This is a genomic window from Verrucomicrobium sp. 3C (assembly GCF_000379365.1).
Taxonomy (GTDB): Bacteria; Verrucomicrobiota; Verrucomicrobiia; order Methylacidiphilales; family Methylacidiphilaceae; genus Methylacidimicrobium.
The window spans coordinates 693,409-718,067 of record NZ_KB901875.1 but is presented as its reverse complement, the minus strand read 5'-3'; the positions used below and the strand labels follow the sequence as shown (position 1 = coordinate 718,067).

22 protein-coding genes, 1 tRNA gene and 1 pseudogene are annotated in these 24,659 nt (G+C 61.2%); 16 read left to right on the top strand and 8 right to left on the bottom strand.

Annotation, left to right across the window (positions count from 1 at the left end):
* Positions 1-12: 12 nt before the first annotated feature.
* Positions 13-84, bottom strand: a tRNA-His gene (locus A37A_RS0104150).
* A 238-nt stretch (positions 85-322) separates the two neighbouring features.
* On the opposite strand from A37A_RS0104150, the gene A37A_RS15735 reads away from it, so the two are divergent.
* Together A37A_RS15735 and A37A_RS0104140 are read left to right on the top strand one after the other, a co-directional pair.
* Positions 323-1,315: an IS630 family transposase gene (locus tag A37A_RS15735; protein WP_231363762.1), complete on the top strand. Its 993-nt coding sequence runs from the start codon at positions 323-325 to the stop codon at positions 1,313-1,315.
* A gap of 95 nt (positions 1,316-1,410) precedes the next feature.
* Entirely contained in the window at positions 1,411-2,982 is a 1,572-nt protein-coding gene (locus A37A_RS0104140) for a bifunctional ADP-dependent NAD(P)H-hydrate dehydratase/NAD(P)H-hydrate epimerase (RefSeq protein ID WP_018290266.1), read from the top strand.
* On the opposite strand, the gene A37A_RS18125 is transcribed toward A37A_RS0104140, so the two are convergent.
* Positions 2,954-3,541 (bottom strand): Slp family lipoprotein, encoded by a 588-nt coding sequence (locus A37A_RS18125; RefSeq protein WP_018290265.1) that lies wholly within the window; start codon positions 3,539-3,541, stop codon positions 2,954-2,956. The genes A37A_RS0104140 and A37A_RS18125 overlap by 29 nt on opposite strands.
* Positions 3,542-3,717: 176 nt before the next feature.
* Here A37A_RS18125 and A37A_RS0104125 point away from each other — a divergent pair, with 176 nt between their 5' ends.
* The 7 genes from A37A_RS0104125 to A37A_RS0104095 all read left to right on the top strand — a co-directional run bounded on the left by A37A_RS0104125 (position 3,718) and on the right by A37A_RS0104095 (position 10,111).
* Complete coding sequence (locus tag A37A_RS0104125) at positions 3,718-4,602, top strand: carbon-nitrogen hydrolase (RefSeq protein ID WP_020493993.1); 885 nt, start codon at positions 3,718-3,720, stop codon at positions 4,600-4,602.
* Positions 4,599-5,690 carry an agmatine/peptidylarginine deiminase gene (locus A37A_RS0104120; protein ID WP_018290263.1) on the top strand — a complete coding sequence of 364 codons (1,092 nt, stop codon included), beginning with the start codon at positions 4,599-4,601 and terminating at the stop codon, positions 5,688-5,690. The genes A37A_RS0104125 and A37A_RS0104120 overlap by 4 nt, the downstream gene beginning before the upstream one ends.
* Positions 5,691-5,697: 7 nt before the next feature.
* Positions 5,698-6,249 (top strand): hypothetical protein, encoded by a 552-nt coding sequence (locus tag A37A_RS15725; protein WP_018290262.1) that lies wholly within the window; start codon positions 5,698-5,700, stop codon positions 6,247-6,249.
* A 133-nt stretch (positions 6,250-6,382) separates the two neighbouring features.
* The gene (locus A37A_RS0104110; protein ID WP_020493992.1) at positions 6,383-7,549 is read left to right on the top strand and encodes a cysteine desulfurase family protein; all 1,167 of its coding nucleotides are present in this window, start codon (positions 6,383-6,385) and stop codon (positions 7,547-7,549) included.
* On the top strand, positions 7,546-8,715 hold the full coding sequence (locus A37A_RS0104105; protein ID WP_018290260.1) for an aminotransferase class V-fold PLP-dependent enzyme: 1,170 nt from the start codon (positions 7,546-7,548) through the stop codon (positions 8,713-8,715). Before A37A_RS0104110 ends, A37A_RS0104105 begins: the two co-directional genes overlap by 4 nt.
* Positions 8,716-8,718: 3 nt before the next feature.
* Positions 8,719-9,513 carry a histidinol-phosphatase HisJ family protein gene (locus tag A37A_RS0104100; RefSeq protein ID WP_018290259.1) on the top strand — a complete coding sequence of 265 codons (795 nt, stop codon included), beginning with the start codon at positions 8,719-8,721 and terminating at the stop codon, positions 9,511-9,513.
* Positions 9,514-9,520: 7 nt separating this feature from the next.
* Positions 9,521-10,111 (top strand): DNA-3-methyladenine glycosylase, encoded by a 591-nt coding sequence (locus A37A_RS0104095; RefSeq protein ID WP_018290258.1) that lies wholly within the window; start codon positions 9,521-9,523, stop codon positions 10,109-10,111.
* 193 nt (positions 10,112-10,304) lie between these two features.
* Here A37A_RS0104095 and A37A_RS0104090 read toward each other — a convergent pair whose 3' ends face one another.
* Positions 10,305-13,172, bottom strand: a complete 2,868-nt coding sequence (locus A37A_RS0104090; RefSeq protein ID WP_018290256.1) for an MMPL family transporter — start codon at positions 13,170-13,172, stop codon at positions 10,305-10,307.
* Between the two features lie 182 nt (positions 13,173-13,354).
* Here A37A_RS0104090 and A37A_RS0104085 point away from each other — a divergent pair, with 182 nt between their 5' ends.
* Together A37A_RS0104085 and A37A_RS0104080 are read left to right on the top strand one after the other, a co-directional pair.
* Positions 13,355-13,954, top strand: a complete 600-nt coding sequence (locus A37A_RS0104085) for an HNH endonuclease (RefSeq protein ID WP_020493991.1) — start codon at positions 13,355-13,357, stop codon at positions 13,952-13,954.
* A gap of 130 nt (positions 13,955-14,084) precedes the next feature.
* Positions 14,085-15,122, top strand: coding sequence for an IS630 family transposase (locus A37A_RS0104080; protein WP_155996471.1), 1,038 nt, complete (start codon positions 14,085-14,087; stop codon positions 15,120-15,122).
* 218 nt (positions 15,123-15,340) lie between these two features.
* On the opposite strand, the gene purH is transcribed toward A37A_RS0104080, so the two are convergent.
* Both purH and A37A_RS0104070 read right to left on the bottom strand, forming a co-directional pair.
* Positions 15,341-16,873: a bifunctional phosphoribosylaminoimidazolecarboxamide formyltransferase/IMP cyclohydrolase gene (purH, locus tag A37A_RS0104075; RefSeq protein WP_018290252.1), complete on the bottom strand. Its 1,533-nt coding sequence runs from the start codon at positions 16,871-16,873 to the stop codon at positions 15,341-15,343.
* Positions 16,870-17,583, bottom strand: a complete 714-nt coding sequence (locus tag A37A_RS0104070) for a PHP domain-containing protein (protein ID WP_018290251.1) — start codon at positions 17,581-17,583, stop codon at positions 16,870-16,872. The genes purH and A37A_RS0104070 overlap by 4 nt, the downstream gene beginning before the upstream one ends.
* A 149-nt stretch (positions 17,584-17,732) precedes the next feature.
* Between A37A_RS0104070 and A37A_RS0104065 the strand changes: the two genes are divergently transcribed.
* Both A37A_RS0104065 and A37A_RS0104060 read left to right on the top strand, forming a co-directional pair.
* Positions 17,733-18,518: a ubiquinone/menaquinone biosynthesis methyltransferase gene (locus A37A_RS0104065; protein ID WP_196799489.1), complete on the top strand. Its 786-nt coding sequence runs from the start codon at positions 17,733-17,735 to the stop codon at positions 18,516-18,518.
* A 276-nt stretch (positions 18,519-18,794) separates the two neighbouring features.
* Positions 18,795-20,066, top strand: a complete 1,272-nt coding sequence (locus A37A_RS0104060) for a DEAD/DEAH box helicase (protein ID WP_231363761.1) — start codon at positions 18,795-18,797, stop codon at positions 20,064-20,066.
* A 60-nt stretch (positions 20,067-20,126) separates the two neighbouring features.
* Here A37A_RS0104060 and A37A_RS0104055 read toward each other — a convergent pair whose 3' ends face one another.
* On the bottom strand, positions 20,127-22,034 hold the full coding sequence (locus A37A_RS0104055; protein WP_018290248.1) for a potassium transporter Kup: 1,908 nt from the start codon (positions 22,032-22,034) through the stop codon (positions 20,127-20,129).
* An 86-nt stretch (positions 22,035-22,120) separates the two neighbouring features.
* Between A37A_RS0104055 and tnpA the strand changes: the two genes are divergently transcribed.
* From tnpA to A37A_RS21215, 3 genes are all read left to right on the top strand, one after another.
* Positions 22,121-22,534, top strand: a complete 414-nt coding sequence (tnpA, locus tag A37A_RS0104050; protein WP_020493990.1) for an IS200/IS605 family transposase — start codon at positions 22,121-22,123, stop codon at positions 22,532-22,534.
* Positions 22,535-22,758: 224 nt separating this feature from the next.
* Positions 22,759-23,499 carry a transposase gene (locus A37A_RS21220; RefSeq protein WP_231363759.1) on the top strand — a complete coding sequence of 247 codons (741 nt, stop codon included), beginning with the start codon at positions 22,759-22,761 and terminating at the stop codon, positions 23,497-23,499.
* Positions 23,381-23,686, top strand: coding sequence for a transposase (locus tag A37A_RS21215; protein WP_231363758.1), 306 nt, complete (start codon positions 23,381-23,383; stop codon positions 23,684-23,686). Before A37A_RS21220 ends, A37A_RS21215 begins: the two co-directional genes overlap by 119 nt.
* A 268-nt stretch (positions 23,687-23,954) precedes the next feature.
* Here A37A_RS21215 and A37A_RS21730 read toward each other — a convergent pair whose 3' ends face one another.
* Positions 23,955-24,344 (bottom strand): hypothetical protein, encoded by a 390-nt coding sequence (locus A37A_RS21730; RefSeq protein ID WP_343122732.1) that lies wholly within the window; start codon positions 24,342-24,344, stop codon positions 23,955-23,957.
* Positions 24,344-24,451 (bottom strand): annotated as a pseudogene (locus A37A_RS21995) (hypothetical protein); the annotation flags it as partial. The gene A37A_RS21730 and the pseudogene A37A_RS21995, both read right to left, overlap by 1 nt.
* Positions 24,452-24,659: the final 208 nt, after the last annotated feature.

Genomic DNA, 24,659 nt, shown 5'->3' with positions numbered 1-24,659 from the left:
GATGAACGGCTGGGCGGCCGACGGGACTCGAACCCGCAACAGCCAGAACCACAATCTGGAGCTCTACCATTGAGCTACGGCCGCCGTCTGCTTTCGAGCACCATAGGGCAGCGAGAATCCCGGCGCAAGCACCGGCTTCCCCGTCTTTTCTTAGCCTGTGCAGGCTAGTACATCGCTTCATAATTACGTGACATAACAGTGCAGACTAGGTATTATGGCTTTCATTATGGGAGCCATTTTAACTGCATTACCGATTCGTGAAGAGCAGAGAGAAGTGTTAGAAGAGATCGTCCGCAAGAGGAATGCGAAAGCCGGGTTGGTGATGAGAGCACGGATAATTCTGATGGCTGCCGATGGGGTTTCCAGCGCGGCGATTTCCCGGCAGCTCCAGTGCAACGCGCATATCGTGGGCAAATGGCGGCGACGGTTTTCCGCGGAGGGGATCGCTGGGCTCAACGATGAGCCGCGGAGCGGACGCCCGGTAACGATAAGCCAATCGCTTACGCGCAAAGTGGTGATGACCGCGTGCAGTAAACCGCCGAGAGGTTTGAGCCGGTGGAGCATCCGCACGCTGGCGCGGGAGGTGGGTTTGCCCCCAGCTCGGATCGCGCGCATTCTGCGAGCTTACGATCTGCATCCGCATTGCCTTCGCACCTTCACGTTTAGCCCGGATCCCCAGTTCAAGGAGAAACTCCTCGAAGTGGTCGCTCTGTACATGCAGCCTCCGGAGAACGCCGTGGTGCTCTGCGCGGACGAGAAAACCGGCATCCAGGCCCTGGATCGCACGCAGCCGATGCTGCCTTTGCGGGCGAAAAGGCCCCGTTGCTGGACCAACGAGTATGTCCGGCACGGAACGCGCACGGTCTTGGCCAGCCTGGAGGTGAAGACCGGGAAGGTCTTTGCCCATGTCAAGGAGACCCGGACCTCGGCCGATTTCCTCTCGTTTCTGGACGAGCTTGTCAAACGCTACGAGGACCAGCGGCTCTACGTGGTTTTGGACAATTTGAACACGCACAAGAATGAAAAGGCCCGAAACTGGCTCAGGCTTCACCCTAATGTCAGCTTTCACTATACGCCGACCCATGCTTCCTGGGTAAACCTCATCGAATGCTTCTTCAGCATCCTGACCCGACAGGGCCTCCAACACTCTGTTCACAAATCGAGCAAGGACTTAGAGCGCTTCCTCAAGGCTTACTTCGCCAAATACAATGAGCACTGTCAGCCCTTCCATTGGACTAAAGGGCCGGAAAAGCTTCAGCACATCATCGAGCTCACCCAGCAATTCCAAGCCGAATATGCTGCTGCGAACCTATGAGGCGATGTACTAGTTCGACCTCTCTCCCGCTCCCGGCCGAAGAGCGAGACCTTTCTCGCTTGTTCTCGGGCGATTGCGGAGAATACTCAGAGAAGATGATCATCCTTTCGACCTCGGCCATCCGACGGAGTGAAGAGAAGGAGAGGGCCTGCGGAATTTCCGAAGAAGAGCTGATGGAGCGGGCGGGGAAGGGGTGCGCTGAGCGGATTCTCGAGGCATATCCGGGAAAGAAGCGCGTGCTTGCCCTGATCGGGCGGGGCAACAACGGCGGCGACGGGCTGGTCATTGCGCGCCGGCTTGCCCGGGTCGGCCGGGAGGTAACGGTCTCCCTCTCTTCCGGGCGAGAGGGGCTGGGCAGGCTTTGCGCGAAGAAGCTCTCGGAATGGGAGGCGCAAGGCGGACAGGTGGCGCCCCCTGGATTTCCCCTCTGGGCAAAAGCCGATCTGGTCCTCGACGCTCTGCTTGGTATCGGGATGAGCGGAGAGCTTCGGGACGAGATGGCCGAGCTTGTCTCCACCCTCAACGCCGAGCGGACCCGGCGGTTTTTCCGAACCGTCGCGATCGACACCCCTTCGGGCCTTTGGGATGGCGCCAGCGCTGCTTCCACGGCCGTGGTGGCGGATCTCACCCTGACCGTTGGCTACGGCAAGGATTTCCTCTTTCGGGAAGCGCTTTCCCGCTTCGTGGGCCGGATCGAGGTGGTTCCGATCTTCTCGGGCGGGGAAGCAGGGTCCGGGGCCGAAGCGATCGTCCCCGAGGAGCTTGCCCGGTGGCTTCCGAGGCGCAGCGCACACTGCCATAAGAATCAGTTTGGCCGGGTTCTCCTTTTGGGCGGCTCCCGCGGTTTTACCGGCGCCCCTGCCATGGCTGCGAACGCTGCGCACCGCGTCGGGGCGGGCCTCGTGACCCTCGGAGTGCGGGAGGAGATCTATCCGATCGTCGCCGCCCGCTCCCGACCGGAGACGATGGTCTTCCCGGTCTCGGACCAGCTTCTCCTCTCCTCGAACCTCTCCCGAGCGACGGTCGTCGCGATCGGCCCGGGTCTCGGCTTGGATCGGGCGGCCGAGGATCTCCTTGCCCTCCTTGTGGAAGCAAACCGATCCCCCGCCGTCTTCGACGCAGATGCCTTAACCCTTTTGGCGAGAAATCCGGGGCTCTTTGATCGGTTCCGCTTCCCGGCGGTTCTCACCCCTCATCCGGGAGAGATGAGCCGGCTTCTCGGACGCGAGATCAGGGACGAAGCTAGGGAAGAGGCGGCGCGCGAGTTCGTCGAGCGCACCCCGGCGACCCTGGTGCTCAAGGGCACTCGCACGCTCGTCGTCCAGAAGGGATCGCCTTTCTGGTACAATACGACCGGCAATCCCGGCTTGGCCGCTGGGGGATCCGGAGACATCCTGTTGGGGATGCTGGCCGGGTTGATCGCTCAGGGAATCCCTCCCTGGGAGGCGGCAAAGCTGGGAGTCTGGCTCCATGGACGGGCAGCCGATCTCCTCCTTCAGGAGAAGGAGGTCGAAGAAGGAATCCTGGCGAGCGAGGTGGCCGAGAGGGTGGGTGCGGCGAACCGAAGCCTCCGTGCGGCGGCCCGGCGTGCTCTCCGCGAACGGGAGGAGTGGTCTGCGGGCAACCTCGCGGCGGCTGCTACCACCAGCCGGGACCCCATCCCATGACATCTGGCTCCCAACCGATCGGATTCCAGTATTGGTCAATGGCGCCATATTCGTCAATCGACCCGTAGGCTGCGAGCTTCTTGTTCTGCTCCTCCTCGATCGTTTTCGGTTCGTGCGGCCACAGGCAGAAACGAATGGCCTCCAGCCGGATCGTTGGGCCGGGGCGGAGCGCCGGATTAGGGAGGAGGCGGCCGGCCACGGTGAGCCTCTTCCCGGGGCTGTAGACTGCGGGATCGAGTCGCCCCTCGTACTCGACGAGGATCCTGCCACCGGATTCCGCCGTCCTGAGCGGCACATCGTGGGCGCTCAGTGGTCGCTGCGACAGGAGCACGATGCTCCCCTTCTCGAAGAGTCGGGTCTCGATGATCCGGCCGCCGAAGATGACGATCCTGCCTTGATAGGCGGCCGGGTCGGACGCGATCTCCGAAAGAAGAGGTTGACCTTTGGCCTTGTGGCGCAGGGACTCCGGAAGGGGGCTCAAGTTGGCGCATCCCGGCAGGGAAAACAAAAGGAAAATCAAGAGGCTGGCACCCACCAGCCGCTCTTTGTGGTTACCCATCGTTGGACAGGAGTGAAGCAGCCTTGGCTTTCCCGGCCAAGGCTGGAATGTGGATCGGGTGGATTTACTCGGCAAGTGAGGGAAAAAAGACTTGGCAGGCCGATTGCAAATGAGCATGAGAAGGCAGATCGGCTCCTGTGACAAAGGGGCTGCCAACCGAGAAGCCTCGAGAAGCCATGGAATCCCGGAATCGCGTTCGCGTTGCCCTTCTCCAGGCTGGAGCGGGGAAGGATCGAGACGACAATCTCCGGCGGCAGGAGAGGCTTTTCCAAGAAGCGGCGGAGCAGGGGGCGGGGGTGATCTGCACGCAAGAACTCTTCGCCGCCCCGTATTTTTGTCAGGAAGAGAATGTCGAGGCCTTCCGATGGGCCGAGGCGATCGACGGCCCGACCGTCCAGTTTCTGCGGAGGCAGGCGCAAAGAGCCAAGGCGGTGGTGATCGGCTCCTTCTTCGAACGGCGCGCCCCAGGACTTTTCCATAACACCGCCGTGGTGATCGACGCCGAGGGTAGCCTGCTCGGCTCCTATCGGAAGATGCATATTCCCGACGATCCGGGTTATTACGAGAAGTATTACTTCACACCCGGGGACTTGGGCTTCCGCGTCTGGCCAACCCCTGCCGGTCGGCTGGGTGTTCTGGTCTGCTGGGATCAGTGGTTTCCCGAGGCGGCGCGGCTGACCGCCTTGCAAGGGGCGGAGGTGCTTTTCTACCCTTCGGCGATCGGCTGGCATCCGCACGAGAAGGAGAGCGAGGGCGCGGCTCAGGTGGATGCTTGGCGGACCATCCAACGGAGCCATGCCATTGCCAACGGTTGCTTCGTCGTTGCCGTCAATCGGGTGGGACGGGAGGAGGGGCCGGGCGGACGCGCGATCGAGTTTTGGGGGCGCAGCTTCGTGGCCGACCCGATGGGACGCGTCCTCGCGGAGGCCATCGGGAAGGAAGGAGTGCTCTTGGCCGATCTCGATCTTGGTTTGATGGAAGAAGTTCGCGGTCATTGGCCCTTTCTGCGCGACCGCCGAGTCGACGCCTATGGAGAGATCGTGGCGCGCTATCTGGGGTGAGGGCAAAAAAGGCGGTGAAGGGCGAGAGCGGGGAGCCGCAGGGAAGAGGCAGGATGGATACTCCTCGGGCTTTCGGGTTTCGCATGCCCGCCGAGTGGGCGCATCATCGGGCGACCTGGCTGACCTGGCCGCGCGCGGAAGGGATCAGCTTTCCAGGGAAAGAGAAGAGGATGATCGCCTTCTGGGCGGATCTGGTCCAACACCTGTCCAAGGACGAGCTTGTGCGGGTGAACTGCTTTTCCTCCGAGCAGCGGGAATCGGTGCAAGAGCTGCTGCAAGGCCGTGGCCTTCCCCTCGGCCGCAGAGTCCTCCTCTACGAGAATCCCGCCTATGAGCCATGGTGTCGGGATCATGGGCCGATCTTCGTTCAGAATAGCCGGGAGACCGCGATCGTCGATTGGGGCTATGACGCCTGGGGGAAAAAATATCCTCCCTACTCGCTGGACGACCAGGTACCTCAGCGAGCCGCCTCCTTTCTTGGAATGTGCTGTTTCGATCCTGGGATCGTCCTGGAAGGGGGAGCAATCGACACCAATGGCGAGGGCATCTTTCTCGTGGGCACCCGCTGTCTTCTGGATCCGATTCGCAACCCGGGAATGACGAGGGAGCGGATGGAGTGGGCCCTGTGCGAATACCTGGGTGCGGAACGGATCATCTGGCTCGAGGCGGAGATCGCGGGGGATGATACGGACGGTCATGTTGACGAGATCGCGCGCTTCATCGACCGGTCGACCATCGTGGCCCCGCGCACGCACGACCCCCAAGACCCCAACCACGCGGCTCTCGAAGAGAACTTCGAACGCCTTCAGACGGAAGCGGCGAAGGGCCCCGCGGGGCTTTGCGTGGTTCCCTTGCCGATGCCGTCGGCGATCTACGAGGGGGAGACGCGGCTTCCCGCCTCCTACGCAAACTTTTATTTCTCAAATGGAGCGCTGCTCTACCCCGCTTTCGGAGATCCCATGGATGCCGTCGCCGGTAAGATCTTCGGCGAGCTGGTCCGCGACCGGCCGGCGGTCCCCGTGCCGGCTCGCGATCTGATTTGGGGATTCGGCGGCTTGCACTGCATCACCCAGCAGGAGCCGGAATGAGGCAACTATGATCTATCACGTTTCCTTGGGCCTAGTGGCCCTCGTCGTCGGCCTGCTCCACGGACTGGCCGGGAGCCTCGCTCTTCTATGGCCTAATCGGGTGCAACGATTTATGCAGAGGTTCCCGAGAAACCTTGCCCTTGGCAGGATCCTGTTGGGAGGCGGCACCGTGTGGGCGGCAACCCTCTGCGCCACCACCGATCTGGGGGAATATTCCGCGTTCCGTTCAGGCCTTGTCTTAGGGTGCCTGATTCTTGGGACACTTTCGATCTGGCTCCTGGACGACTTTTCCTCGGTCCGGGGGCTTTCGATTCTCCTTTTACTAGCAGCGGACGTCCTGCTCGATGCTGCCTTCCCGAGCGACCGCCCCGGGAAGATCGCCTTGGTTCTCCTAGCCTACCTTTGGGTGGCTGCCGGGATCCTCTTTGTGAGCCTCCCCCATCTCTTCCGCGATCGGGTCTGCGAGCCGCTCGGACTCCCTGGCCCCCTACGCACGGCCGCGTGGGGAACGCTGGCGGTGGGCGCGGGATTCCTCGCCTTCGGCTTGGGACTCGGCTAGGCAGGCTAGATCCCGACGGGAGGAAGATTGACAAGTCGCAGTTCTCCTCCGAAAGTGAATCCTCTGGTAGAGGCGTTCGGACCCTGCCTTCGAGGCGGGTGGGAGCGATTGAGGCGAGCGGGAGGAGCAGGACGTGAGCAGGCGACTGATTTACCTGGATAACAACGCAACGACCGCGGTGCTCCCGGAGGTGGTCCGGGAGATGGTTCCTTTCTTTTCTGTCTATTACGGGAACGCATCGAGCGCCTACTCCCTCGGTCAGGAGTCCAGAGAGGCTGTCCAGTCGGCTCGGCGCCGCGTCGCGCGGCTCTTGGGCGCTTCTGAGGAAGAGATCGTCTTCACCAGCGGAGGCACCGAGTCGGACAACACCGCGCTCTGGTCCGCGCTGTGGACTTCCGGAAAACGGGAGCTGGTTACTACGGCTGTGGAGCACCCGGCCGTCCATCGTTTCTGCCAGGAGCTGGAGCGAGACGGGTATCGCGTCCGACGGCTCCCCGTCGGTTCCGACGGGCGGCTCGACCCGGCGGACGTCGCTCGGGCGATCCATCCGGAGACGGCGGCCGTCTCGGTCATGTGGGCAAACAATGAGACCGGGGTGCTCTTTCCGATTCGTGAGATCGGCGAGATCTGCCGAGCGCGTGGAGTTCTCTTTCATACCGATGCCGTCCAGGCGACGGCCAAGCTCCCGATTGCCCTGGCGGAAATGTCCGTCGACTTCCTTTCGGTTTCCTCACACAAGTTCGGGGGTCCCAAAGGGGTGGGCGTTCTCTACGTTCGTCAGGGAGTGCCCTTTCGGCCCTACCTTTGGGGAGGCTCACAGGAGCGCGGTCGGCGCGCCGGAACGGAAAATGTCGCGGCCATCGTGGGCATGGGCCGAGCCGCGGAGCTTGCCTCGGAACGGCAGAGTGAGTACGCGGATCGTGTTGGAAAGCTGCGAGATAAATTTGAGCGGACGATCCTTGCTGGCTTGACGGAGGTTCGGATCAACGGCCACCCGACCGAGCGCGTTCCGAACACTTCCAATCTCTGCTTTCAGAATGTCGAGTCCGAAGCCCTGCTCTTGGAGCTCGATCGACAGGGAATCCAGGCGTCGGGTGGATCGGCCTGCAGCACGGGGAGCGCCAAACCCTCCCGTGTCCTTGTCGAAATGGGGCTGAGCGTGCGGGAGGCCTTCGCCAGCGTGCGCTTCTCGCTCGGCTGGAATAATACCGAGGACGAGATCGACCATGCGACGGCCGCAGTCGTCGCTGCAGTGCGGCGCATTCGGGAAAAGCTCCCAGTGGCGCTGGTTACGGAATGACCATCGATCAGATCATAAACGATGTAGATCTCCGGTCCCGGCTCTTTCCGGTCACCAAGCGGAGGATTTTTCTCGCCCATGCCGGCGTCGCTCCGATCACTCAGGCTGCCGTCGATCGGATTGGGATCGCCGCCATGGAGGGGGCAAGCCAGGAACAGGAGACTGAAGCGCTACTGCGGGACCTTGAGGAGAGTCGGCGGGTGGCTGCTCGGCTTTTGAAGGCTGATGCGTCCGAGATTGCGCTGGTCGGGCCGACGGCGTTTGGCTTGAATCTCGTGGCCCAGGGAATCGATTTTCAACCGGGAGACGAGGTGGTCTTCTATCCGGAGGATTACCCATCGAATGTCTACCCCTGGCTGAGACTGGCTGAGCGCGGAGTAAAGCTAGTGCGGCTCCAGCCCGTCTCCTTAGGCCGCCTCACCCCGGAGTTGGTGCTGGACGCCATCGGCCCGCGGACCCGCCTGGTCTCACTCGCCTCCTGCCACTTTCTCTCCGGCTACCTGCTCGATTATCGAAGCATTGGGGAAGAGCTTCGTCGTCGAGGCGTGCTTTTTTGCCTGGATGGGATTCAAACACTGGGCGCTGCTCCCATGGATGCAGCCTGCTGCGACTTCTTGAGCGCCGACTCCCACAAGTGGCTTTTGGGCCCGCTGGGCGCTGGGATCTTCTATGTTCGCAAAGAGCGGCAGCCTTTCCTCCGGCCTGCGCTCGTGGGAGCTTGGAACATTCGATCGCCGGGATTTATTGCTCAGGAAAATCTCGAATGCGAAGCGGGTGCCCGGCGCTACGAATGCGGGGCTCTCAACGCATTGGGCATTCTGGGTATGCGGGCTTCCATGGAGCTACTTTTGGAACTGGGAATCGAGACGATTCGCGAGCGGCTTCTCTCCCTGCACGCTTTCCTGGCCGAAGAACTTTGTAAGCGCGGATGGAGACTCCTTGCCGAGGATATTCCGGAAGAAGCCCGATCCGGGATCGTGACGGTGACGCACGACCAGCGCAATCTTAGCGCAGCGGTCGAGGCTCTGAAGGAGCAGGGGATCGTCGTCTCCCTTCGGTGGGATCGGCAGGGCAAGCAATATCTCCGTCTCTCTCCCCATTTCTACAATACGCACGCGGAACTCGCCAAAGCGGTCAGCGTCCTTGATCGGAGCGGTTTGGGATAGCCGATGCTCTTCGACTACCACATCCATACTCCTCTCTGCCGTCATGCTGTGGGAACGCCCGCCGAATATGTCCGGCAAGCCCGGGAGGCTGGTCTTGGCGAAATGGGATTCAGCGATCACAACCCGATGCCGACCGCTTTCGACGACTGGCGGATGGGGCCGGAGGATCTGCCGCGCTACCTTGCCCTCGTGGAGGAAGCGAAGTCCTCGGCGGGAGAGTTTCCGATCCGCCTAGGGCTCGAGTGCGACTATCTCCCCGGCTATGAGGATCATGTCCGCTTTCTTGCCAAGCAAGCCGACTGGGACTACCTGATTGGTGCCGTCCACTATGTGGAGCCTCATTGGGATATCGACAACCCGGCGAAATTGGCCAAATGGGAAGAAAGGCCCATCGAAGAGGTCTGGCGGCTCTACTTTGCCGCATATGCTCGCATGGCCGCTTCGGGACTATTCGATTTCCTCGCCCATCCCGATCTGGTGAAGAAGTTCGGGAAGAAGCCCCCTGGGGATCTGGCCGACTACTACCGCGACGCGGTCGACGCGATTGCGGACGCTGGGTTGGCGATCGAGGTGAGCACGGCAGGGCTGCGCAAGGAAGCTCGGGAGATCTATCCGGCGAAGCGCTTCTTGGAGATGGCTCACCGCCGCCATATCCCGGTGCTGCTCAGTTCCGACGCCCACCGCCCCGAGGAGGTGGCTTACCGGTTCGACCTGGCGTTCGATCTCGTGCGGGAAGTGGGCTATCGACGGCTCCTTGGCTTCGAGCGGAGAAAGCCGATTCCTGTGGCCATCGGATAGAGCGGACATGACGGCGGGTCGGAAGCTGGCCGAGGAAGAATTCCTTGGAAACGATCCAGCCGATCGGGCCCGTTTCTTTCTCGGGAAGCTCCTAATCAGCCGAACTCCCGAAGGTCGGGTCAGTGGTCTCATTTGCGAGACCGAAGCCTACGGGGGAGCCGAAGACAAAGCCTGCCACGCCTACGGAAACCGCAAGACGCCGCGGACCCGAATGCTTTTCTGTCCTGGAGGAGTCGCCTACGTCTACTTCTGTTACGGCATGCACCACTTGCTCAACTTCGTGACGGGTCCCGAAGGGATCCCCCAGGCGGTTCTGATCCGGGGTATTTGGATTCGGGAAGGCCATGCCCTCGTTCGGGAGAGAAGGGGCATGGTGCCGGAGCGGGAATGGGCCAATGGTCCGGCCAAGGTTTGCGAGGCTTTGGGCCTAGATTTAGGGCATAACGGCCTCTCCCTCCGCGGCGAGTCGATCTGGGTCGAAGACCTGGGATTGGTTGTCCCGGAGAAGCAGGTCGTGCGCACGCCAAGGATCGGGGTGCGCTACGCGGAGGAGTGGGCCGAAAAGCCACTCCGCTTTGTCTGGGATCCCCAGGCGTGAGCCCTGCAGGCTAGACGCCGTTTCTCACAAATGTCTTAGCCGAGGCGCCGCAAATGGGCTTGGATGCGAGGCGCGGCGCCGGTTTTCCACCGGAGCTGTATGAAGACATACTGCAAGGATGGAAAACCAAGCGAGAACGAAGCAAACGGGCCCATTTTGCAAGCCGCAGGAGAAAGCTTGTGAGAAATGGCGTCTAGTACCCGTTGCGCATCCGAGCCTCCTCCGGCAGCTTCCGGGGTCCGTTCTCCCCGAAGCGAGCGATCTTTTCCGGTTGGGAGGAGGCCGCAGTCTCCCTTCGTTGACGGCGGCGGCAGACCAGCCAGAAGATCTGCGGGAGAACGAGGAGGCTGGCGATGAGGCAAAAGCCGATCGAGATCGCCATGAGAAGGCCAAGGCCGAAGAGGCCGCGATAGGAGCTGATCATGAGCGTTCCGAACCCGATCACGGCGGTCATTCCGGAGAGCAGGATCGCCTTTCCGGTGCTGCTGGTAAAAAGCTCGGCTCTCCCGCTCTCGCAGAATCGGTCGACCGTATAGACGCCATAGGCGACCCCGGCGCCGATCGCGAGGGGAAGGGTAATGATGTTCGCCGGGTTAAAGGGAACGTGGAAGAGCACCATCGTGCCGAGGGTCCAAAGAATGGCCAGGCCGAGGGGGAGGATCGCCAGGAGGCTATACCCCACATGCTGGAATCGGAGGGCAATCAGGATCACGATTGCGAGGAAAGCCCACTGCGCCGCCTGCACATAGCTCGATCGCAGGAGCTCGATGTATTCGTAGTTCTGCACCGGTGTGCCCGTCACATTCGGATCGACCCTCCGCAGATCCCGCACGAAACGGACGTCGGCTTCCCGGTTCCAGACGTTTTCCTTGGGAAGCACCTCGATCAGGATCTTCCCGTGCGGGGAGAGAAAGCGGTGCGCGATCTCCGGAGGGAGATCCGCCACGGTCACCCCCCGGCTGGTATCTTGAGACCGCAGCCAGGAAAGGCCGGTCTGCATCGACCCGAAGACCTGCTGATTGGCCTTGCGAAGCCGGGAGTTGAGCTCCGCGGGCGGGAGATTTGCCATCGCCCCATCCAGCCGTTCGAGCGCAGGAATCAGCTTGCCGAAGACCTCGACCGCATCCCGAGCCTGCTGCGCCAGGGCCACGTACCGCTTGGCCGCCGCCAAGCCTTCCCGCGACTTCGCGAGCAGCTCTTCCACGGCTGTTCGGACCTGCTGTCCGTTGATGGGCGGCAAATCGCGATCGACCGGAATGGACTGGACCCGCTGGACGATGCGGCGGACGATCGCCTGCTTCTCCTCTTGCTTCTCCGGGAGGACCGACGAAAGCGAGTGGACCTCGCTCACGGTCGGTAGGGCTTCAAAGGCGGCGATCCGCTTGGCGGCCTGCGCTTGGTCGTCCACAATTGAAAGGCCGAAGAGAAAAGCCCGGGCGGGAGAGTTGACGAGCGCCTCCTCCTCCTTTACCGACTCGAGCGTCGGATCCTGAAGGTTCAAGAGATTGTAATCGAATCCGACGCGCGGGGCCAGCCAAGCCGCTCCGGAGGCCGTCAACAGTGCGCCGATCAGAATCGTCCGCGGCGCGCGGAAGAGAGCCCGATTGAGCCACGGCGGAGAAGACCAGTTCGAGCGCAGGGCGGTTTCCCGGAGCTGTGTGGGATCCCTGCGACGGTCGATCCAGGCGTAGGCGGCCGGAAGGACCAGTAGGCTGCCCGCCAGGCAAAAGAGAATACCGGAACCCGCAATGATCCCAAACTCCCGGAGTCCAACGAAGTCGTTGAAGCACATCGTGAAGAAGGCGACGGCCGTCGTGCTTCCCCCGGTCACTACGGCGACCCCCGTATGGGCGGCCGTGATCTCGAGCGCCTCGCGGACCGAGCGGCCGTGCGCCAACTCTTCCTCGTATCGGCCCATGACTTGAATGCTGAAGTCGATCCCCATGCCGAGCACCATGGCCACGAATGCTTGGGAAATGATGTTCAGGTGACCGATGACCAGGACGCCGAACGCCAGAGACCAGGAGAGCGCCATGACGAGGACGAGCAGTCCGAGCCCGGGCCGGCGAAGCGCCCGGTAGCTGAGCACGAAGAGAAGGGCGACTAGGCCGAAAGCCAGCTCCGCCGCATGAACGCTGTCGGTGGAACTCTGGTCGAGTTGATCTTCGTCGAGGACCGGCTCTCCCGTCAGCCCGAAGGAGACTTCGGGATAGTCGGCGCCCAGATATTTGATGATCTCGCGGATCTTGTGAACCGTCTCAGTCCGGGCGGAGCCGTCGAGCGCGTCGGGTCCCGGTGCGGCAGTCACCAGGAAGAGATGGCCGTCCTCGTAGGAGATATACTCATGGTCGGCAATCAGCTTCTCGATGTCCTCCGCTCGCAGTCGGGCGAGATCGGTGTCGGGAACATTTTCCCCGTGCTTTCCTCCGACGCTCGGCGCGGCGGTTGTCGTCGAGGCCCGATGCTGGGCGACGGCCTCCGCCATGTCGTTGAGCATGCCGACGAAGCGGTCGATGAAAGGCTTGAACTCGGTCCAGTTCTCCTTTTTCCGCAGATAGTTGGCCTGGAACTTCCCATTCGCCTGCGAAAGCACCGAGGCGATATTGAGCTTCATCTTCGGCTGGGCCGCCAAGGCATGAACGTAGCTAGCGACCTCGGTGTCGATCTTGGTGAGTTCTTCGAGGTCCAGAAAGAGGAGGGCCTTCTTCTCCAAGCCCGAGAAATCAAACCGATAGGTCACATCTTGGACGAGAGGCTCGAGTCCTTTGAGCTGCTCTCCGAGCGCCTCGGCCGCGCGCTTGTTGGTCTCCGGATCCGGAGAACGGATCGTGATGAGATACTCCTCGGCGACGCGAAACTCCTTCCGGTAGGCGAGATAGTTGCGGTGAATCGGAGAATCGGAGCGAATCAGGGCATTGGTATCGTTAACGACACGAAGGCGGGTCGCCACTACCCAGGCTGAAAAGCCGGTGGCGACCACGGCGGCCAAAAGCACAAGGCCAGGTGATGTGGCGGCTAGCCGCACTAGGCGAACCAGGAGCCACTGCAAGAGTCTCTTCATCTCTTCCAAAGAACAGGGAACTGCGCGGTCGTCGCCTCCCGTCGCTGTGCCTTAAACGACATCATATTTCACTCTTTCAGATGGTCATCTTCCAGGCAAGAGCGAAACAGAGATTGGACTTTGCCTTGACACGTCGATCTCAAGCCGTTACCAAAGAAGGGCGGTATGTCGATTGCGGCCTTATGACGGCCCTTGAAAGCTCGGTACTCGTACTCAACCGGCTCTGGCAGGCGGTGAATCTTTGCTCCGCGCGGCGTGCCTTTGGTCTTCTGTATCAAGGACATGCTCATGTCGTGCACGCGGAGGAGAGCGACTTCTATTCTCTTGATTTCGCCCGCTGGGCGGAGCACTCACGACACTACGATGGGGCTGACATCGTCCATACCGTTTCCGCTCGGCTTCGGGTGCCGCGCGTCATCCTCCTTCTTCTCTTCGAAAGGCTTCCCAGCAAGGAGGTCAAGTTTACCAGGCATAATGTCTTCGAGCGCGACAATCATACCTGCCAATATTGCGGCCGTCGCTTCGATAACCGCTCACTCAATCTCGATCATGTCATTCCTCGGGAGCGGGGCGGGAAGACCGCCTGGGAAAATATCGTCTGTTCCTGCATCTGGTGCAATAGCCGCAAGGGGAATCGGACCCCCCAGGAAGCGGGGATGAAACTTCTCCGTAAGCCGCGGCGGCCCCGATGGCGGCCCCTAGTCGCCTCGGAATCCGCCGGTGTTCCCGAGGCTTGGCGGCGGTTCGTCGACGTCGAATCCTGGACCGTCGAGTTGAGCTAGTCTGCTGAGCGAGAAATAGCTAGACACAAGGATCTTGTTCTGATATTTTGGATAAATGGGCAGATCCATCCGCATTCTTCCAGCGAGCGACAAGCAGAAACACGAACTCCAAAGCATGATCAATCGTCCCATGACACCGCAACGTGAGGCGCGGCGAGCGAGAATCATTCTCCACCGCATCAATGGGCTCACCCAAGAGCAGACGGCGCGCACCGAAGGGGTCAACCGCCCGGTGGTTGTTCAATGGGAGAGGCGCTTCCGGGAGCGGGGAATTGAAGGCTTGCGCGAAGCCAGGAGATCCGGACGCAAGCCAAGCATCAGCGATCGGATCAAGAAGGAGATTATTACGGAGGTCACGCGGCCTCCCAAAGGATTTACCCAATGGTCCTCGCGTAAGATGGCGAAGGCCAAAGGGGTCTCGGCCAACACGGTGCAGAGACTTTGGAGGGCCAATGACTTAAAACCCCACCTCCACCGCACCTTCAAGGTATCGAATGATCCCCGATTTGAAGAGAAGTTTTGGGATGTGATCGGTCTTTATCTTAATCCGCCAAAACGGGCGCTGGTCCTCTGCTGTGATGAGAAAAGCCAATGCCAGGCCCTGGAGCGCACACAAATCGCTTTGCCTCTTGGGCCTCGATGGGTTCGCACCGGCACCCATGACTATGTCCGGCACGGAACGATCACGCTTTTCGCGGCCTTGAGCTATTTGGACGGAACGATATTCCGCCAGACGGCTCCTCAACACACTCATAAAGAGTGGCTCGCCTTCCTAAAGAAACTCGATAGGGAAACCCCTTCCTCTTTGTCGCTCCACCTGGTCGTCGATAACTATGCCACGCACAAGCAACCGCTCGTCATGGAGTGGATCCACGCGCGCAACAAGCGTCAGGAGCGCATGCGGGGAACCCACAGAATCCACCTTCACTTCACGCCAACGTCCAGTTCGTGGATGAATCTGGTGCAACGCTTTTTCCGGGATTTGACGGTGGACTGCATCCGGGACGGCAGCTTTACAAGCACCAAGGAATTGGTCGCTTCAATAGAGGCCTATCTGCAGGACCGCGACCTTTCGCCCAAGCGATACGTTTGGAAGGCTGAAGGGCAGGCCATTTTGGAAAAAATCCAGCGTTCCCGCGCAGCAATCGAAGCAAAAGCTAATACATAGCTATTTATCGTTCAGCACACTAGCCGCCATTTCTTTCCTAAGCTTTCTCCTGCGGCTTGCGAGAGGGACCTTCCTGCTTCGTTGGGACTTGGTTTTCCCTCCTGGCAGTATGTCGTCATACAGCTGCTCCGGGGGAAAACCTGGGCCCCGTCTTGCATCCAGCCCCATCCGCCGCGCCCTCGGGTACGGAATTTGTGAGAAATGGCTGCTAACCGCGTTCAGTGGCGAAAGTGGCGCCTGCCAGTGAAGACGAGGGCGATCCCGTGCTCATCGGCTGCGGCAATCACCTCCGGATCCCGAATGCTCCCTCCCGGCTGAATCACTGCCGTCGCTCCGGCTTCGGCGGCGTAGACGACCGAATCGGGGAAGGGGAAAAAGCCATCGGAGGCGACCGCGCTTCCCGCGAGCGAGAGGCCCGCGTTCTTCGCCTTGGCGATCGCCAAGCGTACCGCGTCGACCCGGGACATCTGGCCCGCGCCGATCCCGAGGGTGCGATCCGTCGCTCCGAAGACGATCGCATTGGACCGCACATGCTTGCAGACCCGCCAGACAAACTCCATCGCTTCCCGTTCCTTCGGAGTCGGGAGGCGGCGGCTGACGACCCGCCGAGGTTCCGAGTCGAGAGCTGCGGCATCGGGCTCCTGAGCGAGGATCGAGTCGCCGAGGATGGATCGGAAGGAAAAGCGGTGTCGTGGAATCTGCGAGAAGTCAGCGGAAAGCAGCCGCAGGTTTTTCTTCTTCTGCAAAAGCGCCAGGGCTTGCGGATCGAATTCCGGCGCAATCGTCACTTCGGTGAAAACCTCCGACAGGGTTTCCGCGAAGGAGAGATCGACCGGTCGATTCACCGCAACCACTCCTCCAAAGGGGGCTTCGCGGTCGGTTGCCAGGGCCTTTTCCCACGCCTTGGGGAGGGTTTCGGCCGAGCCGACCCCGCAGGGGGTGCCGTGCTTGAGGATCGCCACGGTCGGCCGCTCGGAAAAATCCGGGAGGAGCGAGATCCCGCTGTCGATGTCCAGCAGGTTGTTGTACGAGAGCTCTTTCCCGTGCAGCTGCTGGAAGTGGAGCCAGAACTCCCCGTAGAGGATTCCTCGTTGGTGAGGGTTTTCCCCGTATCGGAGCGATTGGCCGTTCACAAGGGGAAGGCTCCACGTGGCGGGAAGCTCGTCGATGCCGATGCGTTCCCGTAGATAGCCGGCGATGGCGGAATCATACGCCGAGACCTGTGCAAAGGCTTTGACGGCCAACCGCTGGCGCAGCCCGAGGCTCGTCTCTCCGGACTGAGCGAGCTCTCGGATCACTTCCGGGTAATCCCGAGGATCGACAACAACCGTCACGTGTCGGTAATTCTTGGCGGCACTCCGCGCGAGGGCGCACCCTCCAATGTCGATCTTCTCGATCGCCTCCTCGAGCGCCACGCCCGGCCTTCGGATTGTCTCCAGAAAGGGATAGAGGTTGACCACCACGAATCGAATCTCGGGAAGGCCGAACGCCTGTCGCTGGCGGTCGTGCTCTTCATTTTCGCGGAGCCAGAGGATGCCTCCATGGATCTTGGGATGGAGCGTCTTCACCCGACCGCCCAAGAGCTCGGGAAAGCCCGTCACGACCTCGAGTTCCTGAGCGGGGAGTCGGGCATTTCGAAGGGCCCTTGCCGTCCCTCCGGTGGAGAGAATCGTGATGCCGACCCGTGTGAGAGCCTCCGCGAAAGGAACGAGCCCAGTTTTATCCGATACGGAAATCAGCGCGTAGCTCATCGCGTCCTGCTCGACGAGACCGAAACGCGATTATGCCGAAAGCGAAAGAGATTATGCCAAGTCTTTCGCAAGGCTGCTTGCGGCTTGATGTAGTGCTCTTCGAACTTCGCCGATCCTTTGCGAAGTGCGGCGAGGACTCCGGTTACGGAGAACTCCTCCGCCTCCAAGATCACATAGGCGGTCCCGATCGCTTCGGCCTCATGAGAGTCGCTGGCTGCCACCATCGGAAGTCCCCGGGCCTTGGCGTAATGAAACGCCTGCCGGTTGCTCCGGCGCAGCGTCGCCGCCGCGTTAAAAACCTCGATAGCGTCCAGAGGCAAGGCATCGAGCGTCCGGCTGCGAATCCCGGCGCGAAAATAATCGAACGGATGCGGGGCGATCGAGAATCCCCCTTGGCTGCGGATCAGGGCAACGGCATCCGCAGCCAAGATGCCATGGAGATCCGGCAGGCGCAAGCCCAGGGCCAGGAGATGGCCTTCCCGGGTGCTGATTTCCTGGCCTGGGATGACCAGAAAGCCGTCGATCGGAGTCCCCTGGGGGCGGAGCAGGCCCTTCGACTCGAGGTAATCCACCCCCGCGCAGCTGTTGTGGTCGGTCAGGGCAATGGCGTTCAACCCCTTCTGCCGAGCGATACGGATCATCTCCTCGGGCGGAGCGACCCCATCGGCCGAAAAATAGGAATGGCAATGGAGATCCGCTCGAATCTGCATAAGTGTTCTTACCATAGCACGGCGGCGGAGGCGAACTCCAACGTCTTTCGTTGTCTGGTTGTCTACCTCACACCCCTGTTGCTCTTCGCTTGCACTCCCCTGCTCGGTGCGCCAGCATGTCTGCCCGGTAGTTCGTCGAAAAGTTGCTCATGGCCTCTTCCCGCCTCCCGCCCCAACCGCACACTCATCCGGAAGGACCTTGCCCGAGACCCGCCGGATCGATGGGCGAACTCTTCGACTCGGTGGCGCGGCACTACGACTTTCTCAACCACCTCTTAAGCCTTGGGACCGATTGGTGGTGGAGAGCAAGGGTTGCCACTGCCGTCCGACGGCGCAGGCCCAAGCGGCTGCTCGACGTCGCGACCGGCAGCGGGGATATCTTGCGGCTGCTCGAGCGCCGCGTTTCGGGTCTGGAGGAAGCCTGGGGGGTCGACGTCTCCCCCGCGATGCTCGCGGTCGCCCGCGCCAAGGGGCTGCAGCGTCTGCTCCAAGCCGATGCTCTGGCGCTTCCTTTTCCCGACGGGAGCTTCGACGTCGTTACCGTCGCCTTTGGGCTGCGCAACTTTTCAGACCGCAGCCGCGCCTTTGCCGAGATGCGACGCATCCTCCGCCCTGGAGGGGCGGCTTTTATCCTTGAGTTCTCCCGTCCCTGGGCCTGGATCGCTCCGGCCTACTTTTTCTATCTAAGGTCGATCCTTCCGGAAATCGCCCGCCTCTTCGGAGCGCCGCGCGAAGCCTACCGGTATCTTGCCTCTTCGATCGCTGCTTTCCCCGGGGCAGAGGATCTCGCCGAGGAGATGGAGCGCGCCGGGTTTGGCTCGGTCCGCTTTCAGAGGTTGACTGGTGGGGTGGTTGCCCTGCACGAAGCAGACGCGGGAAGCGCCGGAGCCGTGTCCGAGCAGAGCGACCAGAGTCGCCGCTTGGGGCCTCCCTGAAGGGGATGCCCGAATCCGCTTGACCGTTCCCAACGGGACGAGTGAGCAGGAAAGGAAGATGTCTTTCCCTGGAGAATGAGGAAAGAAAAACTTTCTGCTTGCCGAAGCAGTGGTCGCCTCGTTAGCTTGCGTGCAATTCTGTGAAGGTTCGCTTGCTGCTACCCCTCTGGTTATTCCTGCGGGGAGCAGATCGGCATTAACTAACCGCTCCCTGATGGGAGATTTCGTCTACCGAGCCGTATGTTCGGCGCGCCTAGGGGAATACCACAGAACCCAGTGAGTATCCCTATGCATTCTTCTCTTTCCTTCCGAGATTTTCCTCTGGGAGCCAAAATTTGGCAAGCAGTCGAGGAGGCCGGCTACACGACACCGACTCCGATTCAGGCGGCGGCCATTCCCCCCATCCTCGCCGGACGCGACCTCATCGGCATCGCCCAGACCGGGACCGGGAAAACAGCGGCTTTTACCTTGCCGATCCTCGCCAAGCTCTGTCCGGAAGGCAACATCCCGGCGCGTAGCGGTACCCGGGCGCTCATCCTGGCTCCGACACGAGAGCTGGCGGCGCAGATTGAGGAAAATGTGCGGGCCTATGGCAAGTACCTTCCGTTGCGGATGGCCACCGTTTTCGGAGGCGTAGCGGGACGACCCCAGGTCGCCGCCCTACGCTCCGGGGTGGACCTCGTCGTGGCCTGCCCCGGACGGCTTCTGGATCTGCTGGAGCAGGGGCACGGCAACCTCTCCCGGCTTGAGTTTCTGGTCTTCGACGAAGCCGACCGCATGCTCGACATGGGCTTTCTACCCTCGATTCGCAAGATCATGAAATGGATCCTGCGCAAGCGGCAGACGCTGCTCTTTTCGGCAACCTGTTCGGCCGAGATCGAGGCTCTGGCCCAGGAATTCCTCACTTCCCCCGAAGTGATCGAGATCGGTCGCCGGGCCAATCCGGTAGAGGCCGTCAAGCAGCTGGTGTATGAAGTAGAGATGTCCCGGAAAGCCGATCTGCTCTGCCACGTATTGGAGGACTCTGAGTTGCAGACCGTGCTTGTCTTTTCTCGGACCAAACATGGCGCGGATCGGATTGCGAGGACATTGGAACGCGCCGGAGTGCGAACGGCGATCATCCATGCGAATCGATCCCAGAGCCAGCGGACGCGGGCCCTGGAGGTTTTCAAGGCGGGAGAGGTCCGCGTCCTCGTGGCAACCGACATTGCCGCTCGGGGGATCGATGTGGCTGGCATTTCCCACGTTGTCAATTTCGATTTTCCCGCGACCGCCGACGACTATGTTCACCGAATCGGTCGGACGGGACGGGCCCAGGCCACCGGGGATGCGATCAGCTTCGTGACCCGGGAGGAGTTTGGTGCCCTCCGGGCGCTGGAGCGCTTTCTCGGTCGAAGCCTCGAAAGGAAGCGGATCGAGGGGTTCGCTCCGGAAGGGTCCCCTCGGACTCCCTCCATCGGAGGGCGAGAAGGATCGGCTCCCAGACGCTCTTCTTGGAGAGGCCGGCGGCCTGGCCTGCGTCGCAGGGGCTTGCTGCCTCAAACCTAGCCTGCCTCTCTCCCAAGCGCTCTCCTGCGGCTTGCGCTCGATCGCGCGCGCAACCCATCATCAGGCCGACCGCCCCTTTAGGGGGCAGCACTCCACCGGAGAAAGCTCAACGACATCCCCAAGCTCCATCACACGGGCGGGGGGAAGACCGAAAAAGTCACTGCCGCCCGTAGAGATCCGGAGCATCAGGGCAAAGAGCCGCTCTCTCCAGAAATCGAGGCCCACCTTCCCCGTGGGAACCACCAGTTGACGGGAGAGGAAGTAGGTAACATCCGGAAGAGGGCAGAGCATGCCCTGATGGACGCAGGAATCGAGTAGCCCCTGGATGTCGGGATGCTCCATGAACCCATAGCGGGCGACGAGGCGTACGAATCCTTTTTGGTGCTTTTGGAGCGTCACTCGTTCCGAGGGAGGGATTCGCGGCGCTTCCTCGAAAAGGAGCGTGAGAAGGATGATCTGTTCGTGAAGCACTTTATTGTGGGTGAGATTCTGGAGGAGGGCATGGGGAAGGCCGTGCGCTCCGGAGGTTAGATAGACGGCGGTGCCGGGAACCCGGATCGGTGAGGCGGGGGAGAGGGAACCGAGGAAACCTTCGACGCGGAGAGTTTCCGGATAGAGTTTCCGAGTGAGGAGCTCACGCTCTCGATGCCAGGTGGACATCAAAAGGAAGACCCCTAGGCCGATCACCAGAGGGAACCATCCTCCTTCCCGGAATTTCATGAGATTTGCGCCGAAGAAGACTCCATCGAGTACGATAAAGCAGCCGAAGAAAAGACCCGTGCCCCAGAGCGACCATTTCCAGGACCGGCGGGCGATGAAGACGACCAAGAGGGTCGTGAGCATCATCGTGCCGGTGACGGCCGTCCCATAGGCGGAACTGAGGGCGGCGGAAGACCGGAACCAGAGAACTACGGCGATTGCCGCCCCCAGCAAGAGGCAATTGAGCGCCGGCAAATAGATCTGACCCTGCTTGGCTTCCGAGGTGTGAATGATCTTCATCCGGGGCAGATAGTCGAGAAGGAGAGCTTGGTGGGTCGCGGAATAGGCTCCGGAAATCACCGCTTGCGACGCGATCACCGTGGCGATCCCGGAAACGGCGACCATGGGCAGTGTCGCCCATGGAGGAAAAAGCTGGAAGAAAGGATTCTGGATGGCTGCGGGATTTCGATCGAGCAGTGCGCCCTGCCCGAAGTAGTTCATCGTCAAGGCAGGAAGGACCACAACAAACCATGCGGCCCGAATCGGTCGGGAACCGAAGTGGCCCATATCAGCGTAGAGGGCTTCCGCACCGGTCACGGCAAGGACGACTCCTCCCAGAATCAGGAATCCCCCCAGCCCGTGCATGCCGAGAAAACGGAGGGCAAACCAGGGATTCATGGCGAGCAGGATCTGCGGATCGGTGAGGACCCAGCGGAGGCCGGAGCCAAAGAGGAGGAGGAACCAGATCGCCATGGCGGGCCCGAAGAGGTGGGCGATGGCCGCGGTGCCTCGGCGTTGGACGAAAAAGAGCCCGACGATGATGCCCAAGGCCAGCGGTATGACCCAGGGTTTTCCGGCCGGCGAGGCGACTCCGATCCCTTCGGTTGCCGACAGGACGGAAATGGCCGGCGTGATCACTCCATCGCCGTAGAAAAGCGCCGCCCCCAGCAGCCCGATGATCAGAATCCTCTGGGAGATCCGTCCGCTCTTTCGCGTCGCACGGGAAGCCAACGCGGTTAACGCCATCACCCCACCCTCCCCATGATTGTCTGCTCGCATGACAACCCATGCGTATTTGATGCTCACGACCAGGGTCAGGGTCCAGAAGAGGAGGGAAAGAATCCCCAGGAGATTCCCGGTGTTGGTGGGAAGAGAGGTCGCGGAGAGACACGCACTCAGCGTATAGAGAGGACTGGTGCCGATATCTCCGAAGACGACGCCGAGAGCCGCCAGCGTGAGCAGAGGCATCGATTCTGCATTCCGATTCATAGAGTTCCTGCAAGGAAACCTGCGATTTCAATCGCGGGAGGAATTGCGGTTGCTGGGAACGAGACATGTGACGTAGGATTCCAGATGTGCAACGAGTTGTCACCAATCGCAATCGTGTTTACCAAACCGCATACCATGTGGTATGGTGCCCAAAGTATCGGATCGACGTGTTGACGGGACCGGTGGCCGAGGAAATGCGAGCGATGCTGGATTCGATTTGCGCGGAAAGAGATTGGCCGATGATCTCCAAGGAGATTCAGCCGGACCACATCCATCTGTTTCTCAGCATGCCTCCCGCCATTGCCGTGGCCGACGCCGTCAAGGTGCTCAAGGGCGTTACGGCTCGCTTGCTGTTTCAACGGTTTCCAGCACTTAAGGAGCGGTTGTGGGATGGACATCTCTGGTCTCCATCCTATTACGTCGGCACCGCCGGCAATGTCAGCGCGGAAACCATCCGTCGCTACATCGAACGATCCGAACACGTCACCAAGAGGCGATAGGCCATGATGCGCACGGCGTCGATCAAGTTGTACGCGTCGCCAGAGCAGCGAGCGGCGCTTGCCGCGCTGCAATCCGACTTTGCGAACGCCTGCCAGCGGCTTTCCGCCGTCGTTCGCGAGCATCGGGTCTGGAATCGGGTGGCATTGCATCAACGCGCTTATTCGGATCTGCGTTCTTCGACTCCGCTGGGCAGCCAGATGTGCTGCAATGCCATCTTTTCGGTTTGCAAGGCGTACAAGGCACTCAAGGTAACCGGGCGGATTCCGAAAGACACGCCGGTTCCGGCAATCAGCTTCCAGCGCGCCACGTCCACTTCGACAAGCGCACCTACGCGCTCAAGAAGAATGCCGTCTCGCTTTATACCCTGGGCGGACGCGTCATCGTTCCGATGCGTCTTGGGGAACACCAGCGGCGCATCCTCTCCTTCGGCCGGCCGAAGGAGGCGGAACTGGTCTTTCGCAAAGGCAACTGGTATTTCAATCTCGTCGTCGAATCCGACGACAAGGAGCCGATCGCATCCGGCCCGGTAATGGGCGTGGATGTCGGCGAAAACAATCTCGCGGCACATAGTTTGGGAGGGATATTCGGCGGCGGTCGTCTGTGCGATCGTCGCGACCGCCATCTCGCCCTGCGTCGCCGTCTCCAGTCCAACGGCAGCCGAAGCGCAAAACAGAAGCTTCGGCAGGTCTCCGGCAAGGAGCGGCGGCACGTCACCCATGTGAACCACGAGACGAGCAAGGCCATCGTGCGGGAGGCGCTCGAGGCCGGAGTTGCCAAGATCATGATGGAGGACCTGACGCATATCCGAGACCGGATTCAAGGCTGGCAAGCGCATGCGAGGAAGATTGCATCGCTGGGCCTTCCGGCAGCTCCAACGCTTTGTCGAGTACAAGGCGAAATCGGCCGGCATCGCGGTCGAATACGTCGATCCGGCCTACACGAGCCAAACCTGCTCGTCTTGTAAACAATTGGGCAGACGCACGAAGCATCGGTTCGTGTGTCCTCACTGTGGTCTCCGGGCGCATAGCGACTTGAACGCAAGTCGGAACCTTGCCCGGATTGGCGGAACGATGGTTCCGCCAAGGGCGGCCGTAAGCACGCCTAATGTTGGAGGTGCGGATGTTGGCAACCATGTCTGCGCTTCACGATAAAGCCTGCGACTTCAGTCGCGGGTTGTTTACGAAGCCGTCTCCCCTGGCGGAGCGGGGGAAGAGCAGCGACCGAGGCGATTTCGGAAAACGGGAGCAATCCTGGGAAAATCGAATCGGGTTACAGCCATGCCGCGAAAATCACCTTACGCATTTATGTCCAAGAGCCTTCCTGCAGGCACGGGAAATCTTTTCCCTAGAAGACGATTCCAGGGCGCCCCGATCCTCCTTTCCGCAGGATCGCCCTGTCCGAGGTCGATGCTTCCAGACCTCAAGCCGCTTCCTTATCGGGAGATCGCCTCGAGTGCGAGGCTGGGGCGTATCCGCCGACAGCGCAAAAGGAGCAGGCCGGACGCAGCCAGAGCCGCTTGGGCCGATCGCTGGGCAGGTAAAAATCGGCCCGATGGCGGCTGTAGCCTACCGCTTCCCAGTTGCTCGCCTTGTAGCAGGTCCCCGCATGGGCCTCCGGATCGGTGAAGCTCTCGGCCAAAAGCGGAGTGTAGCCAAAGCGATCCCGCCACTGGGCCGGCAACGCCCGCAAGGCCGCTCCCAAAGCTTGGGAGGCCAGATTGGGTGCCTGCTGCCCCTTGGGGTGAGCAGCAGAAAACGCCGGTTTTGTACGATTAGCTTCAGCCGCTCCACCCGCTGTACGGCGCTCCATCCAATCCACCGATCCCGATCCTTGAGCGCGTAGCAGGCCGGCCCCCAAACCAGCAGCGCCACCGCCTGCCCATCTTGGGCAATGACCTGGCGCAAATCGTCGCCCACCGATCGCCCCGCCCCCAGATAGTGGCGTTCCTTCCACTACCGATCGAACCATTCGATTTCTTCGGGAGAACTGGCAATCGCAACTCGCAGTCCGTAATCTCTTGCCCCACTGGCTCCTGAATGGAAACGCTGTCTCGTCGAGCCTATTGCATTGAAAAAGTCGCCTCATGTCTAGCCTTTTTTTCCCTCCCTGGCGCAGAATCAGTTG